Origin of the sequence: [Bacillus] selenitireducens MLS10 (assembly GCF_000093085.1) — a bacterium.
Lineage (GTDB): Bacteria > Bacillota > Bacilli > Bacillales > Salisediminibacteriaceae > Salisediminibacterium > Salisediminibacterium selenitireducens.
This window is the reverse complement of the sequence record NC_014219.1, coordinates 1,936,144-1,951,490: the sequence shown is the minus strand read 5'-3', so window position 1 is coordinate 1,951,490 and position 15,347 is coordinate 1,936,144. Positions and strand designations below refer to the sequence as shown.

At 46.2% G+C, this 15,347-nt stretch carries 19 protein-coding genes; all 19 read right to left on the bottom strand.

Annotated features, from left to right (window positions below; genetic code table 11):
* Positions 1 to 4: 4 nt before the first annotated feature.
* Entirely contained in the window at positions 5 to 685 is a 681-nt protein-coding gene (gene fliP / locus BSEL_RS09005) for a flagellar type III secretion system pore protein FliP (RefSeq protein WP_013172689.1), read from the bottom strand.
* Positions 685 to 1,389, bottom strand: a complete 705-nt coding sequence (locus BSEL_RS09000) for a flagellar biosynthetic protein FliO (protein ID WP_177304824.1) — start codon at positions 1,387 to 1,389, stop codon at positions 685 to 687. Before BSEL_RS09000 ends, fliP begins: the two co-directional genes overlap by 1 nt.
* A 20-nt stretch (positions 1,390 to 1,409) precedes the next feature.
* Positions 1,410 to 1,772, bottom strand: coding sequence for a response regulator (locus BSEL_RS08995; RefSeq protein ID WP_013172687.1), 363 nt, complete (start codon positions 1,770 to 1,772; stop codon positions 1,410 to 1,412).
* Between the two features lie 34 nt (positions 1,773 to 1,806).
* The gene (gene fliY / locus BSEL_RS08990) at positions 1,807 to 3,045 is read right to left on the bottom strand and encodes a flagellar motor switch phosphatase FliY (RefSeq protein ID WP_013172686.1); all 1,239 of its coding nucleotides are present in this window, start codon (positions 3,043 to 3,045) and stop codon (positions 1,807 to 1,809) included.
* Complete coding sequence (fliM, locus tag BSEL_RS08985) at positions 3,032 to 4,033, bottom strand: flagellar motor switch protein FliM (protein ID WP_013172685.1); 1,002 nt, start codon at positions 4,031 to 4,033, stop codon at positions 3,032 to 3,034. Before fliM ends, fliY begins: the two co-directional genes overlap by 14 nt.
* A gap of 154 nt (positions 4,034 to 4,187) precedes the next feature.
* Positions 4,188 to 4,619 carry a flagellar basal body-associated protein FliL gene (fliL, locus tag BSEL_RS08980; protein ID WP_013172684.1) on the bottom strand — a complete coding sequence of 144 codons (432 nt, stop codon included), beginning with the start codon at positions 4,617 to 4,619 and terminating at the stop codon, positions 4,188 to 4,190.
* Positions 4,620 to 4,625: 6 nt separating this feature from the next.
* Positions 4,626 to 4,859, bottom strand: coding sequence for a flagellar FlbD family protein (locus BSEL_RS08975; protein ID WP_013172683.1), 234 nt, complete (start codon positions 4,857 to 4,859; stop codon positions 4,626 to 4,628).
* A 194-nt stretch (positions 4,860 to 5,053) separates the two neighbouring features.
* Positions 5,054 to 6,328, bottom strand: a complete 1,275-nt coding sequence (gene flgF, locus BSEL_RS08970) for a flagellar basal-body rod protein FlgF (RefSeq protein ID WP_013172682.1) — start codon at positions 6,326 to 6,328, stop codon at positions 5,054 to 5,056.
* Positions 6,329 to 6,434: 106 nt separating this feature from the next.
* Positions 6,435 to 6,842 (bottom strand): TIGR02530 family flagellar biosynthesis protein, encoded by a 408-nt coding sequence (locus BSEL_RS08965; RefSeq protein ID WP_013172681.1) that lies wholly within the window; start codon positions 6,840 to 6,842, stop codon positions 6,435 to 6,437.
* Positions 6,842 to 7,327: a flagellar hook assembly protein FlgD gene (flgD, locus tag BSEL_RS08960; RefSeq protein ID WP_013172680.1), complete on the bottom strand. Its 486-nt coding sequence runs from the start codon at positions 7,325 to 7,327 to the stop codon at positions 6,842 to 6,844. Before flgD ends, BSEL_RS08965 begins: the two co-directional genes overlap by 1 nt.
* Before the next feature lie 18 nt (positions 7,328 to 7,345).
* Positions 7,346 to 8,644 carry a flagellar hook-length control protein FliK gene (locus tag BSEL_RS08955; protein ID WP_013172679.1) on the bottom strand — a complete coding sequence of 433 codons (1,299 nt, stop codon included), beginning with the start codon at positions 8,642 to 8,644 and terminating at the stop codon, positions 7,346 to 7,348.
* Positions 8,645 to 8,675: 31 nt separating this feature from the next.
* On the bottom strand, positions 8,676 to 9,260 hold the full coding sequence (locus BSEL_RS08950; RefSeq protein ID WP_041581857.1) for a magnesium transporter MgtE N-terminal domain-containing protein: 585 nt from the start codon (positions 9,258 to 9,260) through the stop codon (positions 8,676 to 8,678).
* 14 nt (positions 9,261 to 9,274) lie between these two features.
* Positions 9,275 to 9,712 carry a flagellar export protein FliJ gene (fliJ, locus tag BSEL_RS08945; RefSeq protein ID WP_013172677.1) on the bottom strand — a complete coding sequence of 146 codons (438 nt, stop codon included), beginning with the start codon at positions 9,710 to 9,712 and terminating at the stop codon, positions 9,275 to 9,277.
* Positions 9,713 to 9,726: 14 nt separating this feature from the next.
* Positions 9,727 to 11,031, bottom strand: a complete 1,305-nt coding sequence (fliI, locus tag BSEL_RS08940) for a flagellar protein export ATPase FliI (RefSeq protein ID WP_013172676.1) — start codon at positions 11,029 to 11,031, stop codon at positions 9,727 to 9,729.
* 1 nt (position 11,032) lies between these two features.
* A complete protein-coding gene (gene fliH, locus BSEL_RS08935; protein WP_041581855.1) occupies positions 11,033 to 11,830 on the bottom strand; it encodes a flagellar assembly protein FliH in 798 nt (265 codons plus the stop codon).
* Complete coding sequence (gene fliG / locus BSEL_RS08930; protein WP_013172674.1) at positions 11,823 to 12,833, bottom strand: flagellar motor switch protein FliG; 1,011 nt, start codon at positions 12,831 to 12,833, stop codon at positions 11,823 to 11,825. Before fliG ends, fliH begins: the two co-directional genes overlap by 8 nt.
* Before the next feature lie 16 nt (positions 12,834 to 12,849).
* Entirely contained in the window at positions 12,850 to 14,436 is a 1,587-nt protein-coding gene (gene fliF, locus BSEL_RS08925) for a flagellar basal-body MS-ring/collar protein FliF (protein ID WP_013172673.1), read from the bottom strand.
* 165 nt (positions 14,437 to 14,601) lie between these two features.
* Positions 14,602 to 14,913, bottom strand: a complete 312-nt coding sequence (gene fliE / locus BSEL_RS08920; RefSeq protein ID WP_095522128.1) for a flagellar hook-basal body complex protein FliE — start codon at positions 14,911 to 14,913, stop codon at positions 14,602 to 14,604.
* Between the two features lies 1 nt (position 14,914).
* Positions 14,915 to 15,343: a flagellar basal body rod protein FlgC gene (flgC, locus tag BSEL_RS08915; protein ID WP_013172671.1), complete on the bottom strand. Its 429-nt coding sequence runs from the start codon at positions 15,341 to 15,343 to the stop codon at positions 14,915 to 14,917.
* Positions 15,344 to 15,347: the final 4 nt, after the last annotated feature.

Here is a 15,347-nt window from a genome sequence, read left to right as displayed (position 1 = left end):
TCTCCTAAAAGGTATAAAGTAAAGATCTGACTACAAGGTGCCAGCCGTCAACCAAAACAAACAAGAGCACCTTAAACGGCAGGGCAATCATAACCGGCGGCAACATCATCATCCCCATCGACATCAGCACACTCGCCACAACCATATCAATCACCAAAAAAGGGACAAAGATCATGAAACCGATCTGAAACGCCGTTTTCAGTTCACTGATGACAAAGGCCGGAACCAGCGAGGTTAAAGGGATATCTTCAAGAGATTCCGGACGCTCCTGTCCAGCGTACCCCATGAACAGGGCAAGATCCCGCTCTCTCGTATGCTGTGCCATAAATTCTTTCATCGGAATGGTTGCCTCGTCAAATGCCTCTTCCTGGCTGATGTCCCCATCAAACAATGGCTGTAAAGCTGCTTCATTTACCTCTGAAAATGTAGGAGCCATCACAAAAAATGTTAAAAATAACGCCAACCCGATTATGACCTGGTTTGGCGGCATCTGTTGTGTAGCCAATCCGTTTCTTACAAACGACAGAACAATGACAATTCTCGTAAAACTTGTCATCAGAATCAAAATAGCAGGTGCCAAGGACAAAACGGTTAAGAGAAGAAGCAACTGAACAGTTGATGTCAGATTGGCAGGATCATCGCTGAAGATGTCGAGTGCCGGAATTTCAATCGCTAATAACAGCATTACTTCTTCTCCTCCATTGCAGAATGAATCTTCTTTTGAGAATTTTTCACGTCAGACATTTCCCTGTCCAAGAGAGATCGAAAGGCCTGTTCCTGCGTTTCGGATTCATTCCCCTGTTTGTTTTTGTTTAACAGAGATCCGAGTTTCGAAAACGGACGTTCGTAAAAATCCTCCGTTTCCGGAGACTTGGACAACCGTTCCACTTCTTCAGGATCGGTAATTTCCCGGAGCAGCTGAACCGTTTCTCCAACACCGACTACGAGGATCCGGTCCCCGACACGTACAATCTGCACGGAACGGTTCTGACCTACGCCCGTACCACCCAATGTTTGAATTGTCCGGTTCGCCTGAAAGCTTCTCGTCCGGTTATTCATAAACCTGAGCAGCATATAAATCAGGAACAGCACAACACCCAAAGCCAAGAACAGCTGGACGAGCATGAGAAACAAATTCTGATCCTCGTAACCGACGAGAGGCGCTTCTTCTTCCTCAGTTTCCGGCACCTCGACGCCGTCTTCATCAGGCGCTTTCCCTTCTTCAGGAGAATCCCCGGTATCATTGGTGTCTTCAGGATCGGTTACATTCAGTCCATCTATAACGCTTCTGTCCTGTTCCCCAAAATTGTTATCCTCACCGTGGGCTGCTGACGGAGCAGCAAGAACCAGTAAGGCAAGTATCACGGTCACTATATTTATCAATTTCACTTGCTTCACCTCTGGGCCGATCATCCAAGTGTTTTACTGATCGCCTCTAATACTCTGTCTGCCTGAAACGGCTTGACAATAAAATCTTTTGCACCAGCCTGAATCGCATCGATAACCATCGCCTGTTGGCCCATTGCTGAACACATAATCACTTTGGCATTCGGGTCATGGGTTTTGATTTCTTTTAAGGCTGTAATGCCATCCATCTCAGGCATCGTAATATCCATCGTGACAAGATCCGGTGACTGCTCTTTATACATATCTACAGCCTGTTGACCATCACCTGCTTCACCCACCACATCAAAACCGTTCTTACTTAAAATATCTTTAATCATCATTCTCATAAATGCTGCATCATCCACAATCAGTACTGTCGTCGCCATTGCTCCTGGCCTCCTCAATTGAAATTAACTGTCATTACTTTAGTTGTTTCAGGCGTTCAGCCTGACTGACAATATCCGTAACCCGGACACCGAAGTTTTCATCAATAACCACTACTTCACCTTTTGCAATCAAACGCTGATTCACCAGAATATCAACCGGTTCACCGGCAAGTTTATCCAATTCCACAATCGATCCCTGTCCAAGCTCCAGAATTTCTTTGATGGAACGTTTCGTTCGGCCCAGCTCAACGGTTACTTCAAGCGGGATGTCCATTAACAGATCCAAGTTCCTCTGTTCATTTTCATTTAGAGAAGGCGTTTCGAAGGATGAAAATGCCGCAGGCTGCACATTCGCTTCACGTCCCGGCGGTTGCTGTCTCTGACTGATCTGCTGAGGTTGCTGCGGAGCGGCCTGCTGTTGCTGTGGTGGTGCCTGTTGCTCCCGTTGAGCCTGTTGCTGCTGCCGCTCAGGTGCCTGCTGCTCTGGCTGAGGCGGTGCCGGAGCAAGCGGGTCCTCCTGGACAGCATCCATAACATCGTCATCCCCGCCAGGATTCATAAGCTGGTCAACCATATCTTTCGCAAACGAGACCGTCAGAAGCTGCATGATCCTTGAATCAATCAAATCACCGATTTTCAGATTAAATGAGATCTGAACAAGGACATCTTCTCCAGGGATTTCTATGGCATCCGGATTTTCTGCCAAATCCATCATATCAATACCCGGTGGTGAAATATCAACCTTCTTATTAAAGATCGTTGACATCGAGGTGGATGCGGAACCCATCATCTGATTCATTGCTTCCTGAACAGCACTAAGTTCCATGTCACCCATTTCTTCAGGAGCATTTGTTCCGTCATTCCCCATCATCAAATCCGCAATGATTGAGGCATCCTTTGTTTTAATAACCAAAAGATTCAGCCCTTCAAATCCAGCGGTATACGTCACGGAAATCGCAACATGCGGTTTTGGAAATTCTTTTTCAAGATCGCTTTTTCGAACGACGGATACTTTCGGTGTTGTGATATCCACTTTTTGGTTCAATAAAGTGGATAACGCCGTTGCAGAGCTGCCAAATGAAATATTCCCGATTTCACCGAGCGCATCAATTTCGATATCGGATAAATAATTACCCGGATCCACTTTGGCAGAATCACCGGATCCGTCATCCGTTTCAGTTTCCGTGCTGCTGTCATCGTCATCATCGTCCATACCGCTCAGCAATGCATTGATTTCATCCTGCGACAGCATATCGTCATTATCGTTCATCATAAAGCAGTTCCTCCTCTTCTATGTCTTCCACAATTTGCACGGCAAGATGCTCTTTCACTTTACCGGGCTGGACTTTGTACTTGGGTGATCCTCCTACCGTCATTCTGAGCAGTTCATCAATGGATTGATTTAGTTCGATTGTGTCCCCCACAGCGAGATGGACGAATTCTTCGATTGTAATCTCACTCTGACCAAGTTGAACCGCCACATCAAGAGGCGCACGTTTGATATTGAGTTCCAGTGCTTCGATTTCACCAGGTTTGCGTTCTTTCTTCTTTGTCTGCATCCATAAATGCACAGACAGCTTTGGTAGAAGGGGCTCAATGACGACGTGCGGGAGACAAATATTGATCATCCCGGAGGATTCTCCAATGGTTGTCGAAAATGAAATGACTACAACCGTCTCATTTGGTGATACGAGCTGCAAAAACTGCGGATTTACTTCCAGATCATCCATCATGGGATCAATTTCTTCTACGGAGAGCCACGCTTCCCTGAACGTTTCCAATGTTCGTTGAAAGAGCTGTGTCATGATTTTCGCTTCAATCTCTGTTAAGTTATCAACTTTATTATACGCCTCTCCCTGGCCTCCAAGCATCCGGTCAAGCATGGCGTATGCAATGTTCGGGTTTACTTCAAGGACGAACCGTCCGTCTAATGGATAAGGTTCAAACACATTCAAGATCGTCTGTTTTGGGACAGACCGGATAAACTCATCATACGGCAACTGATCCACAGATGCTACACTGATTTGAACAAAAGTGCGCAACTGGGCTGACAATTGCGTCGTCAAGAGTCTCGCAAAGTTCTCATGGATCCTTGTTAAACTTCGAATCTGGTCTTTTGAAAAACGGAGAGCCCGTTTAAAATCATAGGTTTTTATTTTTTTCTGCGTTTCTTCTTTCTTTAGTTCGTCCGCATCCATCTCGCCAGTTGACAATGCGGACAACAGGGCATCTATTTCGCCCTGGGACAGAACATCTGCCATGAAAACCTCACCTCACTTCCTGAGCCGAACATGAATCATTGTCTTTCTGAATGAATCCATAACAGCAATTGAGTTCTATGATTCAGTATTCTTTCATTTACTATTCAGACCATCAGTCTCAATACATGTCATCAGAATGAGAACAGGAAACGGACTATTGCACGACCCGCATACTCATATATACCTGTACAACATGCCCGTCTTGCATAATCTGATTGATTTCATATCGGATTTGTTCTTCTAAATTCCGAATGCCTTCCGAGCCTTGAAAATCGGCTTCTCTCATATCCGACAATTCCCGGATAATGATATTTTCCACCTGAAAGTTTCGTTTTTCTAGCTCATTTCGGGCATGACGATTATCGGTCTGTATGACAAACTGTGCCCGGATCACATGATTGGATAGAAGATTAGTGGTGATTTCTTCAGTTTCTATGGAAAGTTCAATGACTTCATCAATCGTCGGCTCTGCATCAGGATCTGCAGCCTGGAAAAATTGTGTGTAGAGAACCAGAGCCAAGACGCCTATTAAAGTCATCCCCACAAGGATAATCAGCATTATATTAACAAGTCTGTTTTTGAACATGAGCGCCTATCCCTCCTTCTCACCATCTGCATTTGTATCCGGTCTGCGAATCAGAGGAGTAAGACCAATTCGCTTATAAAAATGTTCAATCATTTCCGTGACGCTTTGTTCATCTTCTTTGACGACGATCTTTTTCCCGTTTGATAGAGTAATCGTCGTATCCGGAAAGGATTGAATTTGCTCGATATAGAGGGCATTCAGTGTGAATTTTTGGTCATTTAATCGTGTCAGTATGATCATTGTATTTTTTTGAGCCCACTTTTAGAAGCGCTGCTCTTTCCTCCTGTAGTAGTCTGATTCGATGACTGTAACCTGTTTATTATCTGCCAGCTTGTCGCTCTCGTCATCAAAGAAACGGCAGGCTCTCATTTGATTATGTATCAAATGGCTATGGCTAAGCGCTGCATGCGCTTAGCCACGACCATTGTAATGGGTTAACGCTTCAGGTTAATTAACTCCTGGAGAATTTCGTCAGAAGTCGTAATCATTCGTGTATTGGCCTGGAAACCACGCTGAGACACGATCATCTCTGCGAATTCTTCAGAAAGATCCACATTGGACATCTCTAGTGTTGCCCCGACAAGTGAACCACGTCCACCAATGCCCGCGAGTCCTACCTGAGGTTCACCTGAGTTATTGGAAACTTCAAAGAGATTGGATCCAGCTTTTGAGAGTCCAGATGGATTATTGAAATTCACTAAAGCTACCTGTCCAAGTAAACGAACTTCGCCGTTCGAGAATATACCATTGATTTCACCAGTTTCCGATACAGTGTAGCTTTCAAGGGTTCCGTCTGAAGAACCGTTTCTTGATTCAACTTCTACAGTAGATCGTGAGCTAAACTGAGTAACATTGGATAAATTTAGATTTAATGATCCTTCATGACCTTCCCAAGGTCCACCAATGAACCCTAAATCTTCAACAATTAATTCAAGATTATCAAGATTCATTCTACCTCTAGAAACACCATCTTCAGTACCAGAAAAATCAAAAAAACCTTGCCCTATATCAGGTAGTATATCCCAATCCTCTATATCGTTATCCCAATATTCTAATGAATAATCCCATTCATTTTCAGCTGTTTTCGTCATAAGTAATCTGATTTCCTGCTCCCCACCAAGAGGGTCTGTAATAAAGAATCTTACTGTACGCTCTTCTCCTATCTCAGAATCGGCATTCAGATTTCCTCTTAAATCGACTTGGCTTGTCGCTTCAGGATCAACCTGCTCCCCTGCAGGAATAAACAGATCACCAACTCCTGCAGCTTCATCAATCGCACCGTCGTCACCGACTCCATAGCCTTGGAGTCTCAGACCATCCGCATTTACGAGCATGCCGTTTTCGTCAAGGTAAAAGTTCCCGGCGCGTGTATAGAAATTCTGTCCTCCGTCAGCAACCTGGAAAAAACCGTCACCTGAAATCGCCATGTCAAGGTCGCGTCCTGTGGACTGCAATGAGCCTTGTGTGTTTATCGTGTCGATACTTGCCGTGCTGCCACCAAGACCGACCTGTCTAGGGTTCGTTCCCCCGCGTTCGCCTTCCTGCGGTGAGGAGGCTCCTGCAAGCTGCTGGCTGACGAGGTCGTTAAACGTGACCCGGCCTTTCTTAAAGCCGAAGGTGTTGACGTTTGAAATATTGTTACCGATGACATCGAGCTTAGTCTGAAAGTTATTCATACCGCCGATACCTGAATATAAGGATCGAATCATGGTTGTTGTTCCCCTTTCGTATTGTGAGATCGAGGGGCTGCTGCTTCAATCGGTCCACAGCAGGTTGGCTTCCTTTCGGTCCGGCCATTGTTCCCCTTATTACGTGTTATTCTTCATCGCCAAGAATGATTGCACCATTGATGTTTGTAAACAGCTGGCTTGCCGCTTCTTCACGGTTCATTGCCGTAATGACGGTTTCACTGCCTGCATTAACGACCAGAGCGGCTTCTTTTGTGAGTACCAGTGAATCACGGATACCTTTTTGCTTCGCTTCTCCAATCCGATCTTCGATTGCGTTCCAAGTCTCTGGAGAAAGCTGAATGCCTCTGTCCTGCAGCCTTTTCTCAGCATGTTTGCTGACTTTAAGCTGCGTATCAGGCTTCAGTCTATCCTGTAACACCTGATCGAATCCAGGGCCATTCGGTTTGGTCTGACCGGTTCGTTTCGGTTTTGACTGCGGTGAAATCGGTGCTTGCGGTTGAATCTGGTTCGGAAAGAAATTGGATTTAACCATTATTCCTCACCCTCACCTTCATTCGGCAAAGCAATCTTCTGAATGTCATCCACACTCAGTTCCTTACCACTTTCTGTGAGAATCGTCGCAATGCCATCTTTAAACTTGACGGCCTGGACGATGGCACTCATTGTTTCCATGCGTTTGTCGCCATTCTCATTCTTCACTTCTTCCTGCCACTCGATCTGTTTTCCGATCATGTCGCTGTGAGAGAAAAACTGGCTCTGCTGCTGACTCTCAAGAAACTTATTCATATTCTCGTTCATGTTCGTCATCTGCTCGAGTGAAGAGAAATTCGCCATCTGAGAGATGAACTCTTTGTCTTCCATCGGATCAAGCGGGTCCTGATTTTGCAGCTGGGTGATGAGAAGCTTCAAAAAAGCATCTTTCCCCATTTCAGAATCGCCGGTTCCTTTTGCGCGTTGCTCTCTGACGTAATCCTCATAATAAAGGCTGCTATTGCCGCCCATCGGATTAATTGGCATGTGTCTCCCTCCTTTTCATTACACTTCTTCGTCAATACTGACTTCGAGTAAATCTGAGAAGTCAAGGACTTCTTCCTGTTCATCCTGGTCATCTTTGTCTTGATTGTCATCAGTGAATGCCTGCTGGTTCGTCTCGTCGTCTTTTGGATCCCTGAAAAGAGACTGACTTTGCTGTTGAGTGACTTCAATTCTGTCCACCTGAATATTCTGGGACTGGAATGCGGCTCTTAATGACTGCAGCTGGCCGTCAAGAAGATCCCGCGTTGCTGAAGTCGATGTCATCATGCGTGCAACAAGTGCGCCGTTAACCATCTGGACCTGAATATCCAAACGTCCAAGTGACTGCGGATGAAGCTTGATGGACATTTGTTGTATCCCATTCGAAAGCTGTTGAAAAGAGCTTTTCGATAAGAGATTCTGAAACTGCCTGATAAAGGCTTCCTGACTCGCACGTTCCGGCTGAGCCTGCTGCGTGAGGGATGCCCCCATCATCATTTGGAATCTTGCAAGCTGTGCATTGTTCGTATCAAGCAACATTGAAGGCATTTGCTGATTCGATTGACTGCTTCCGTTCGTTCTTGCAAACAACTCTTTCAAAAAAGCGAATTCCTGGAATCGTGACTGACCCTGTTGATTGACTTGTTCAGGTGCCTGTACCGTACGCTCGAAAAAATTCATCCAGTTCCGTCTCATTTGATCGAGATTCATCTGCTGATCAGGCTTTACTTCCGGCAACATCACCTGAGTCATGGAAGCCAACAGACCCTCAGCCTGGGAGAGATACCCCAAAGCTTCTTCACTGATTTCTTCAGCATCCTGATTACGAAGCAGTTCGAGCATCATCAGCAGCATTAATGGATCCGGCTCTGCTTTTGGCGCTTCATTATCTTTGGTTAATGTGAGTTCATCAGACAATTCAACAAATAAGCTCATAACCTGTTCAAGTGTCAAGTCTTCATATGCCTGTACTTCTTCAAGCCAACCATCCGGAAGCAGTTCTTCCCAATCTGAAAGGAATGTTTCCAACCAGCCTGAAACATCTTCCTCATCCAGTTCAGCAAGCAACGCTTCAAACACTTTCACCAGTTCCGCCATCATTTCTTTTAAATCTAAATCCTGAAGCGCCATGTCATTTGTTTCACTGACTTTTGCCAAGACTTCTTTCACAGCTGCCTGATCGCCTGACTGAACGGCCTGTTTCAGCGTGGAAAGGAAATCATTTTTGGGAGATTCACTTCTTGTCGCTGACGAAGCTGATTCTTGCTGCACGGAGGGTTTACTGCTGATCATCGCTGCCATTGCGTTCATGCTAATCATGTTTTCACCCCCTTTCAAAGGATTGTTTATTCTATTCTGAAAGCTGGCTGATCAATACAGCCGCTGTTTCAGCTTCCATCCTTGAGAGAATGTCCGCTCTCGCACGGTTATTCATAAGCTGTAAGTACGTTACCGCCTGATCCTGCGGCAATTCCTCCATAATGTCCGCCGCTCTTGAAGCAGTCATTTCCTGCAATGTCCTGACAATATCGTTCAGGTCTGCCGAAGCTTCGACAGTATCACCTTCCATTTCGCCGTCTTCCAGCGTCCCGTCACTTTGCAGAAGCAACAGTTCTTCTTCGAGCTGAAGGATTTCTTCTTCCTGTGATTCCACTTGTCGCTGCAGATCTTCAGTGTCTCTGGTCAGTGTCTGATTTTCCCGTTCGAGCTGGGCGATGTACTCTTCGGTTGTTAACTCCTCTTCGCCTTCCATCACTTCTTCACTTTCGATAAAGGGCAACACGCCGGCGATATTCCGCATCTGATCTCCAATGTTAAATCCGAGGTAGTACAACACTACGGCCGCCAATATAATGGCAAAGACAGCGGGGATCAGGACAACCATGAAAAAGACCTGAAGCTTACCTTCTGATTTTTTCTTGTTCTGTTTACTCATCGCTTCACCTGATTTCATCGCCTGACAAATTGTTGGACAGAAATTTCATCGAGAAACTTGGTTTCTTCTTGTTTTTCCTGTTCTTTGTATTCTTCGTATTTAATATCTTTCATTCGTTCATATTTTTTAACATCGATGGATTTCGACACTAAAAGTCGCTCTTTGTCTGTCATCATTTTCCGAGCCCGCTGTGTCTGCCACTGAAGAGAATCGATCTCTTTTTGAAGATAGGTCAGCAGCTTCTCGTGATGCTGAATTTCCGCGATTGGAAGACCTTTTCCAATCTGATCTACCTGTCTTTGCTGCAGGTCTTCTTTTTGCTTCAGTGTTTCATACAGTTTTGTTGCAACGGTTTCAAATTGATCAATGGCATCGGAGTACTGTTTTTCAGCCTCGCTTTTTTCCCGGTCTTTATGTTCCATTACTTTTTGAAGCGAATAGTGAAAAGCCATTTTTGGTACCTCCTTTAGCCAAATCTCGATACAAGTTGATTCATTATCTCATCATAGGAAAAGGCTTCGTGCACTTCCTGTACGAGAAATTCGTTCACCTCGGGAAAGCGTTTAATCGCCTCGTCAACCTCCGGATTGGAGCCTTTTTTGTAGGCGCCTATATTGATCAGATCTTCGGATTCCTGATAAGTGGAAATGATTTGTCTGACTTTATCCGCTGCCTGACGGTGTCTGTCATCAACAAGTTCATTCATAATTCTGCTGATACTGCTTAGCGGGTTGATTGCCGGGAAGTGGCCTTTATTGGCAAGCTTCCGGTCAAGAACGAGGTGCCCGTCAAGGATTCCCCTCACCGAGTCTGCGACGGGTTCATTCATATCATCACCATCAACGAGTACCGTATAAAAGGCAGTGATTGAACCCGATTGACTCATTCCGCTCCGTTCCAGGAGACGCGGTAACAATGCAAAAACCGAAGGTGTGTAGCCTTTCGTTGTTGGCGGTTCCCCGATAGCCAAGCCGATTTCACGCTGTGCCATGGCAACCCGGGTAACCGAGTCCATCATCAGGTTCACATCATAGCCGAGATCGCGAAAATACTCACTGATGGCCGTTGCTGTCATCGCCCCTTTAATACGCATCAGCGGGGGCTGATCAGACGTCGCAACAACGACAATGGTGTTTTTCATCCCTTCTTCGCCCAGGTCCCGTTCAATAAAATCCCGAACTTCCCTTCCTCGTTCTCCAATGAGAGCAATAACGTTGATATCCGCTTCAGAACTCTTTGTGATCATTGCCATCAGTGTACTCTTTCCGACACCACTTCCGGCAAAGATGCCCATTCGCTGTCCTTTTCCGACCGTGAACAGTCCATCGATCGCTTTGACGCCAAGACCAAGGGGTTCAGAAATACGCGGTCGGGTCATCGGATTAGGAGGTTCATTATCCGTTGAATAATACTGATTACCGATGCGTTCTCCCCCGTCAAGAAAGTGTCTGCCGAGACCATCGACCACGGTCCCGATCATATCTCTGCCCACTTTCACTTCGAGGGGTCTTCCCATCGTCTCAACAAGACTGCCTGCAGCAATGTCTGAGATCCGGTCAAAGGGCATCAGTAAGACTTTTTCTTCGCGAAAGCCGACAACCTCAGCAAGAATTTTTCGCTGCGTACGGGATATATGAATCAGGCAAAGTTCCCCTACTGACGCCTGAGGGCCACGGGACTCTATCATGAGCCCTACTACTTGTGACACTTTCCCGTAAAACTTGAATGGAGAAACCTCATTTATCGTTTGCAGCATCGCTTCTTTATTCATGTCATCCCCCGGCTTTCAGCACTTCAAAAAGCGCTTGTCTCACTTCAAGCAGCTGTGTATCCATTGAGGCATCCACTCTTCCGTATGGTGTTTCGAGGAGGCATTGATTTTGCACGAGCTGCTCATCAGGCAGAATAATCAGTTCTCCCACATGAACGGCTACTTCCTGAAGCTCAGGCTGGCCTTCAAGCGTAATCGGATACCAGTGAGGCGGCACATACACTTTCACTTCGTCCTGCTCCCTGACTTCATAAATGGCCTGTTTGACAAACTGCAGCCATTTGGATGAATCCTGCTCGAGTTCAGTTCCTGTTATCCTTGCAGCTATGGCAACTGCCAGTTCAAGAATATCCGGCTCGGCTTCTTCAATGCGTCTGACAACATCCTGACGGGCCAGTTCGATGATTTGTTTTGCTTCTTGAACCGCTTCACTGAATTGGGCCTGTCCCTGTTCGAGGCCATCCTGATATCCCTGGTTAAAGCCCTCTTCCGCAGCCTGGTTGAAGGTTTCTTCTGCCTGCTTGCGGATCTCCTCATCCTGGTCCGCCATCTGCTTTTCAAATGCAGCTCTTTCATCATGAAGTCGCTGTTCTCTTTGTTGAAGCTGTTCTTCGCGCCTTTTAAGTGAGGCTTCATAATCCGCTGCTTCATTCGATTCGGTCATTTCATCTGTTGTATCTTGATCGCTGTCCTGACCATCATGACCTTCAATTTGAGGAAAACGGACTTTTTTCAGTCCGATTTCTTTTTTCTCCCGATCAGCCATCGGTGATGTGTAGGTTTTGATTACTCTAGACAATGATATCATCTCCTCCACCACGTGCGATGACAATCTCACCTGCTTCCTCAAGTCTTCGAATTACCGCAACGATACGCGTCTGGGCTTCTTCAACATCTCTCAACCGCACAGGACCCATGTACTCCATCTCTTCACGGAAGGTGTCAGACATTCGTTGTGACATGTTATTAAAGACCGTTTCTTTTACTTCTTCACTGGCCACCTTCAATGAAAGCTGTAAATCCTCGTTCTCCACATCGCGAATGACACGTTGGATGGAACGGTTATCGAGAGTGACAATGTCTTCAAAGACGAACATTCTCTTCTTGATTTCTTCAGCAAGCTCAGGATCCTGGATTTCCAGTGCATCAAGTATCGTCCGCTCTGTACTGCGGTCAACACTGTTTAACACTTCCACAACTGCTTCGATACCGCCAGCCTGCGTATAATCCTGCGTTACTGTTGAAGACAACTTCTTCTCCAGGATGCTTTCGACTTCGTTCACAATTTCCGGTGATGTGCTGTCCATCAGTGCGATCCGCTTGGCCACATCCGCCTGTACTTCCTGAGGAAGATCAGACAGGATTTGCCCGGACTGTTCACTGCTCAGATAAGAAAGGATAAGTGCGATCGTCTGCGGATGCTCATTTTGAATGAAGTTGAAGATCTGCTGAGCCTCTGCCTTGCGGGCAAAATCAAAAGGTCTGACCTGAAGAGTGGATGTCAGACGGTTGATGATCTGCATCGCCTCTTCGTTACCAAGGGCTTTTTCAAGAACATCCTTGGCGTAACCGATCCCGCCCTGCGTAATATAATCTTGGGCAATGGCCATCTGATGGAACTCATCAACCACTTCATCTTTGACATCCTGTTCAATTTTTCTGACCCCGGCAATTTCAAGGGTCAGTTTTTCAATTTCTTCTTCCGATAAATGTTTATAGACATTGGCTGAGACATCAGGTCCCAGCGAAATCAGCAATATAGCCGCTTTTTGCTTGCCAGTCAGCTGTTGTTTTTTAACCATAGGCGGCTTTCACTCCTTAGTTTTCGTCAGACAGCCAGGTCCGAATCAGTTTTGAGAACTCATCAGGCTTATCTTTCGCCAAATCCTCCAGCTGCTGCTTTCGGGCCCCTTCTTCCGTCTGAGGCTTCTTGTCAATTGGCGGCAGTCGGAAGTCATCTTCAGCGGATGCAACTTCTGTCACCTCTTCTTCCCGGCCCCTTCTCAACAGAACGACAGCGAGGATAACGGCGCCAAGTACAAGTGCTCCTACGAGGAAATACCACCAAGGAATGCCTGTCTGAGGTTCTTCGAATTCGACCCGACCGAAAAATTCCTGCGGTGAGACAAGAACCCGGTCTGCAAGTTCCTCATCTCCCCATTCAGCTGTCACTTCGTCAGGAATCGTCGTTCTGACAATCTGTGTAAGCATTGCCTGAATATCATCCAGGGTCTGCTGTGGAAGGGAACCGATATCTTCAGGATCAGGCGGTTCAACCATTACCTGAATGCTGATATCCCTGAGCTGATAAGGTGACTCTGTTATTTCACGGTGAATCCGGTTCACATCGTTATTGATCCGCTCTTCAATGAGCTCATAATCGCCTGCTCCGGCTCCTGCACCAACACCCGGGAAGTTAGGAATATCATCCTCACCGGCCCCTGGTACACCGCCATCTGCAATGTCTTCCCCGGAAAAGGTTTCCGTGATTCGTTCCACGCTGATCGCGATGCCTTCCATATTTTCTTCATCAACCGGTTCAACCAGATCTTCTGTACGGTTCTCTTCCGTGAAATCAAGGTCTGTACTGATGCTGACCAATACTTTGTCAGGCCCCATCATCGTACCAAGCATCTGTTGAAGATCGCGCTGTAAATCACGTTCAATATCCCGCTGGATTGCGCGGTGCTGTTCATAGACCGACAGAGATGAATCTGCCATGCCCGGCTGATCCTCAAGCTCAAGATACCTGGAAAACTGGTCCATGATCACGATGTTCTCAACCGGAAGATTCGGCACACTCCGTGATGCCAAATGATACAAAGAGCGTATCTGTGATTCATCAAGGGAATAACCCGCCTGCATATTTAAAAGAATTGAAGCTGTTGCTTCAGACGGTGTTTCTTGCAGCCACACACTCTCCTCCGGCAGCGTAATCATAACCTGGGCATTCGTGACACCATCGACATTTCGGATCAGATCCTCAAGCGTTGTTTGCAATGCAGCGCGCTCAAGAAGCTGAAATTCACTGTCCGTTGTACCAAAACCCATATTATCGCCAAAAGTACCATAATCAATGCGTCCAGTTTGCGGAATGCCCTCTGCAGCCAATTCGACTTTTAAGTTGTCCACAGCTGTTTCCGGAACAAGGATGGATGTCCCGTCCGCTGATACTTCATTCTGAATACCCCGTCCGTCCAGATTTGCTTTTATTTCTCCCGTTTCCTGTATCGTCAAATTCGAATATAACGGAACCAGATTTGTCCGAGATCCGACCCAGGATAGGGCAATTATGAAAGCAATGATCAGAACGACAGCACCGATCAGGAGCCCCCTTTGTTTCTTTGAGCGGGACTGCCAAAATTCAGTTGCCTTTTCTCTATAAACCGTTAAAGTTTCGTTCATTGCTCCTCCTACGTTACCGCTCGAACATCTGTGAAAGTGATCCAGCCATCATTTAAAAAGAAAAATATAAATTCACACTAAATAATTGAGAAATTATTCCGATATGTATAAAAAGCAGGTCATCACCCCATGTGACTACATCCATGGGGTGATGCAAATCTCCTCTTATACCTGCATACGCATAATCTCCTGATACGCCTCGATCACCTTGTCACGGACTTCGACAGTCGTTTCAAGTGTGATACTTGCTTTTTGCGCAGTAATCATCACATCATGAAGGTCCACGTTTTCTCCACGCGCCATTCGTTCAGTCATATGTTGAGAGTCAACCTGTCTCTGGTTCATATCATTGATGGCATCACCAAGCCAAGTCTTAAACGACTGTTGTGCTTCATGCGGTGTCACCTGTCTGTTTTGCTGAACCTGATTCGCCGGCCCCATGACAGAATTCATTCGGGCAACCTGATCCATATTCATGTCATTTATTCTTATGTGCATCGAACGACGTTACGCCAGCTTCGTAGCTGCGTGTCGCACTCATCAGATCGATCATTTCTTTAAGAGGATCCACATTCGGCAGCTCTACATAGCCATCTTCGTTCGCATCCGGATGATCAGGATCATACCTCATCCGAAACGGTGACTCATCTTCAATAATTTCTCCGACTTTGACCCCATCACCGGTCGTCGCATTACGATTTACCGCATGTCGGAAATGATCCTGAAATCTGCTGCCTGACGTACGGTTCGGTTCAAATGTGACCATCTTTCGGCGATACGGTTCCCACTCACCGTCTACGAATCGTCCCCGGGTCGATTCGGCATTCGCCATATTACTGGATACAACATCCATCCTCAGCCGCTGGGAAGTGAGCCCTGAAGCCGATACATTCATACCATGAAACATACTC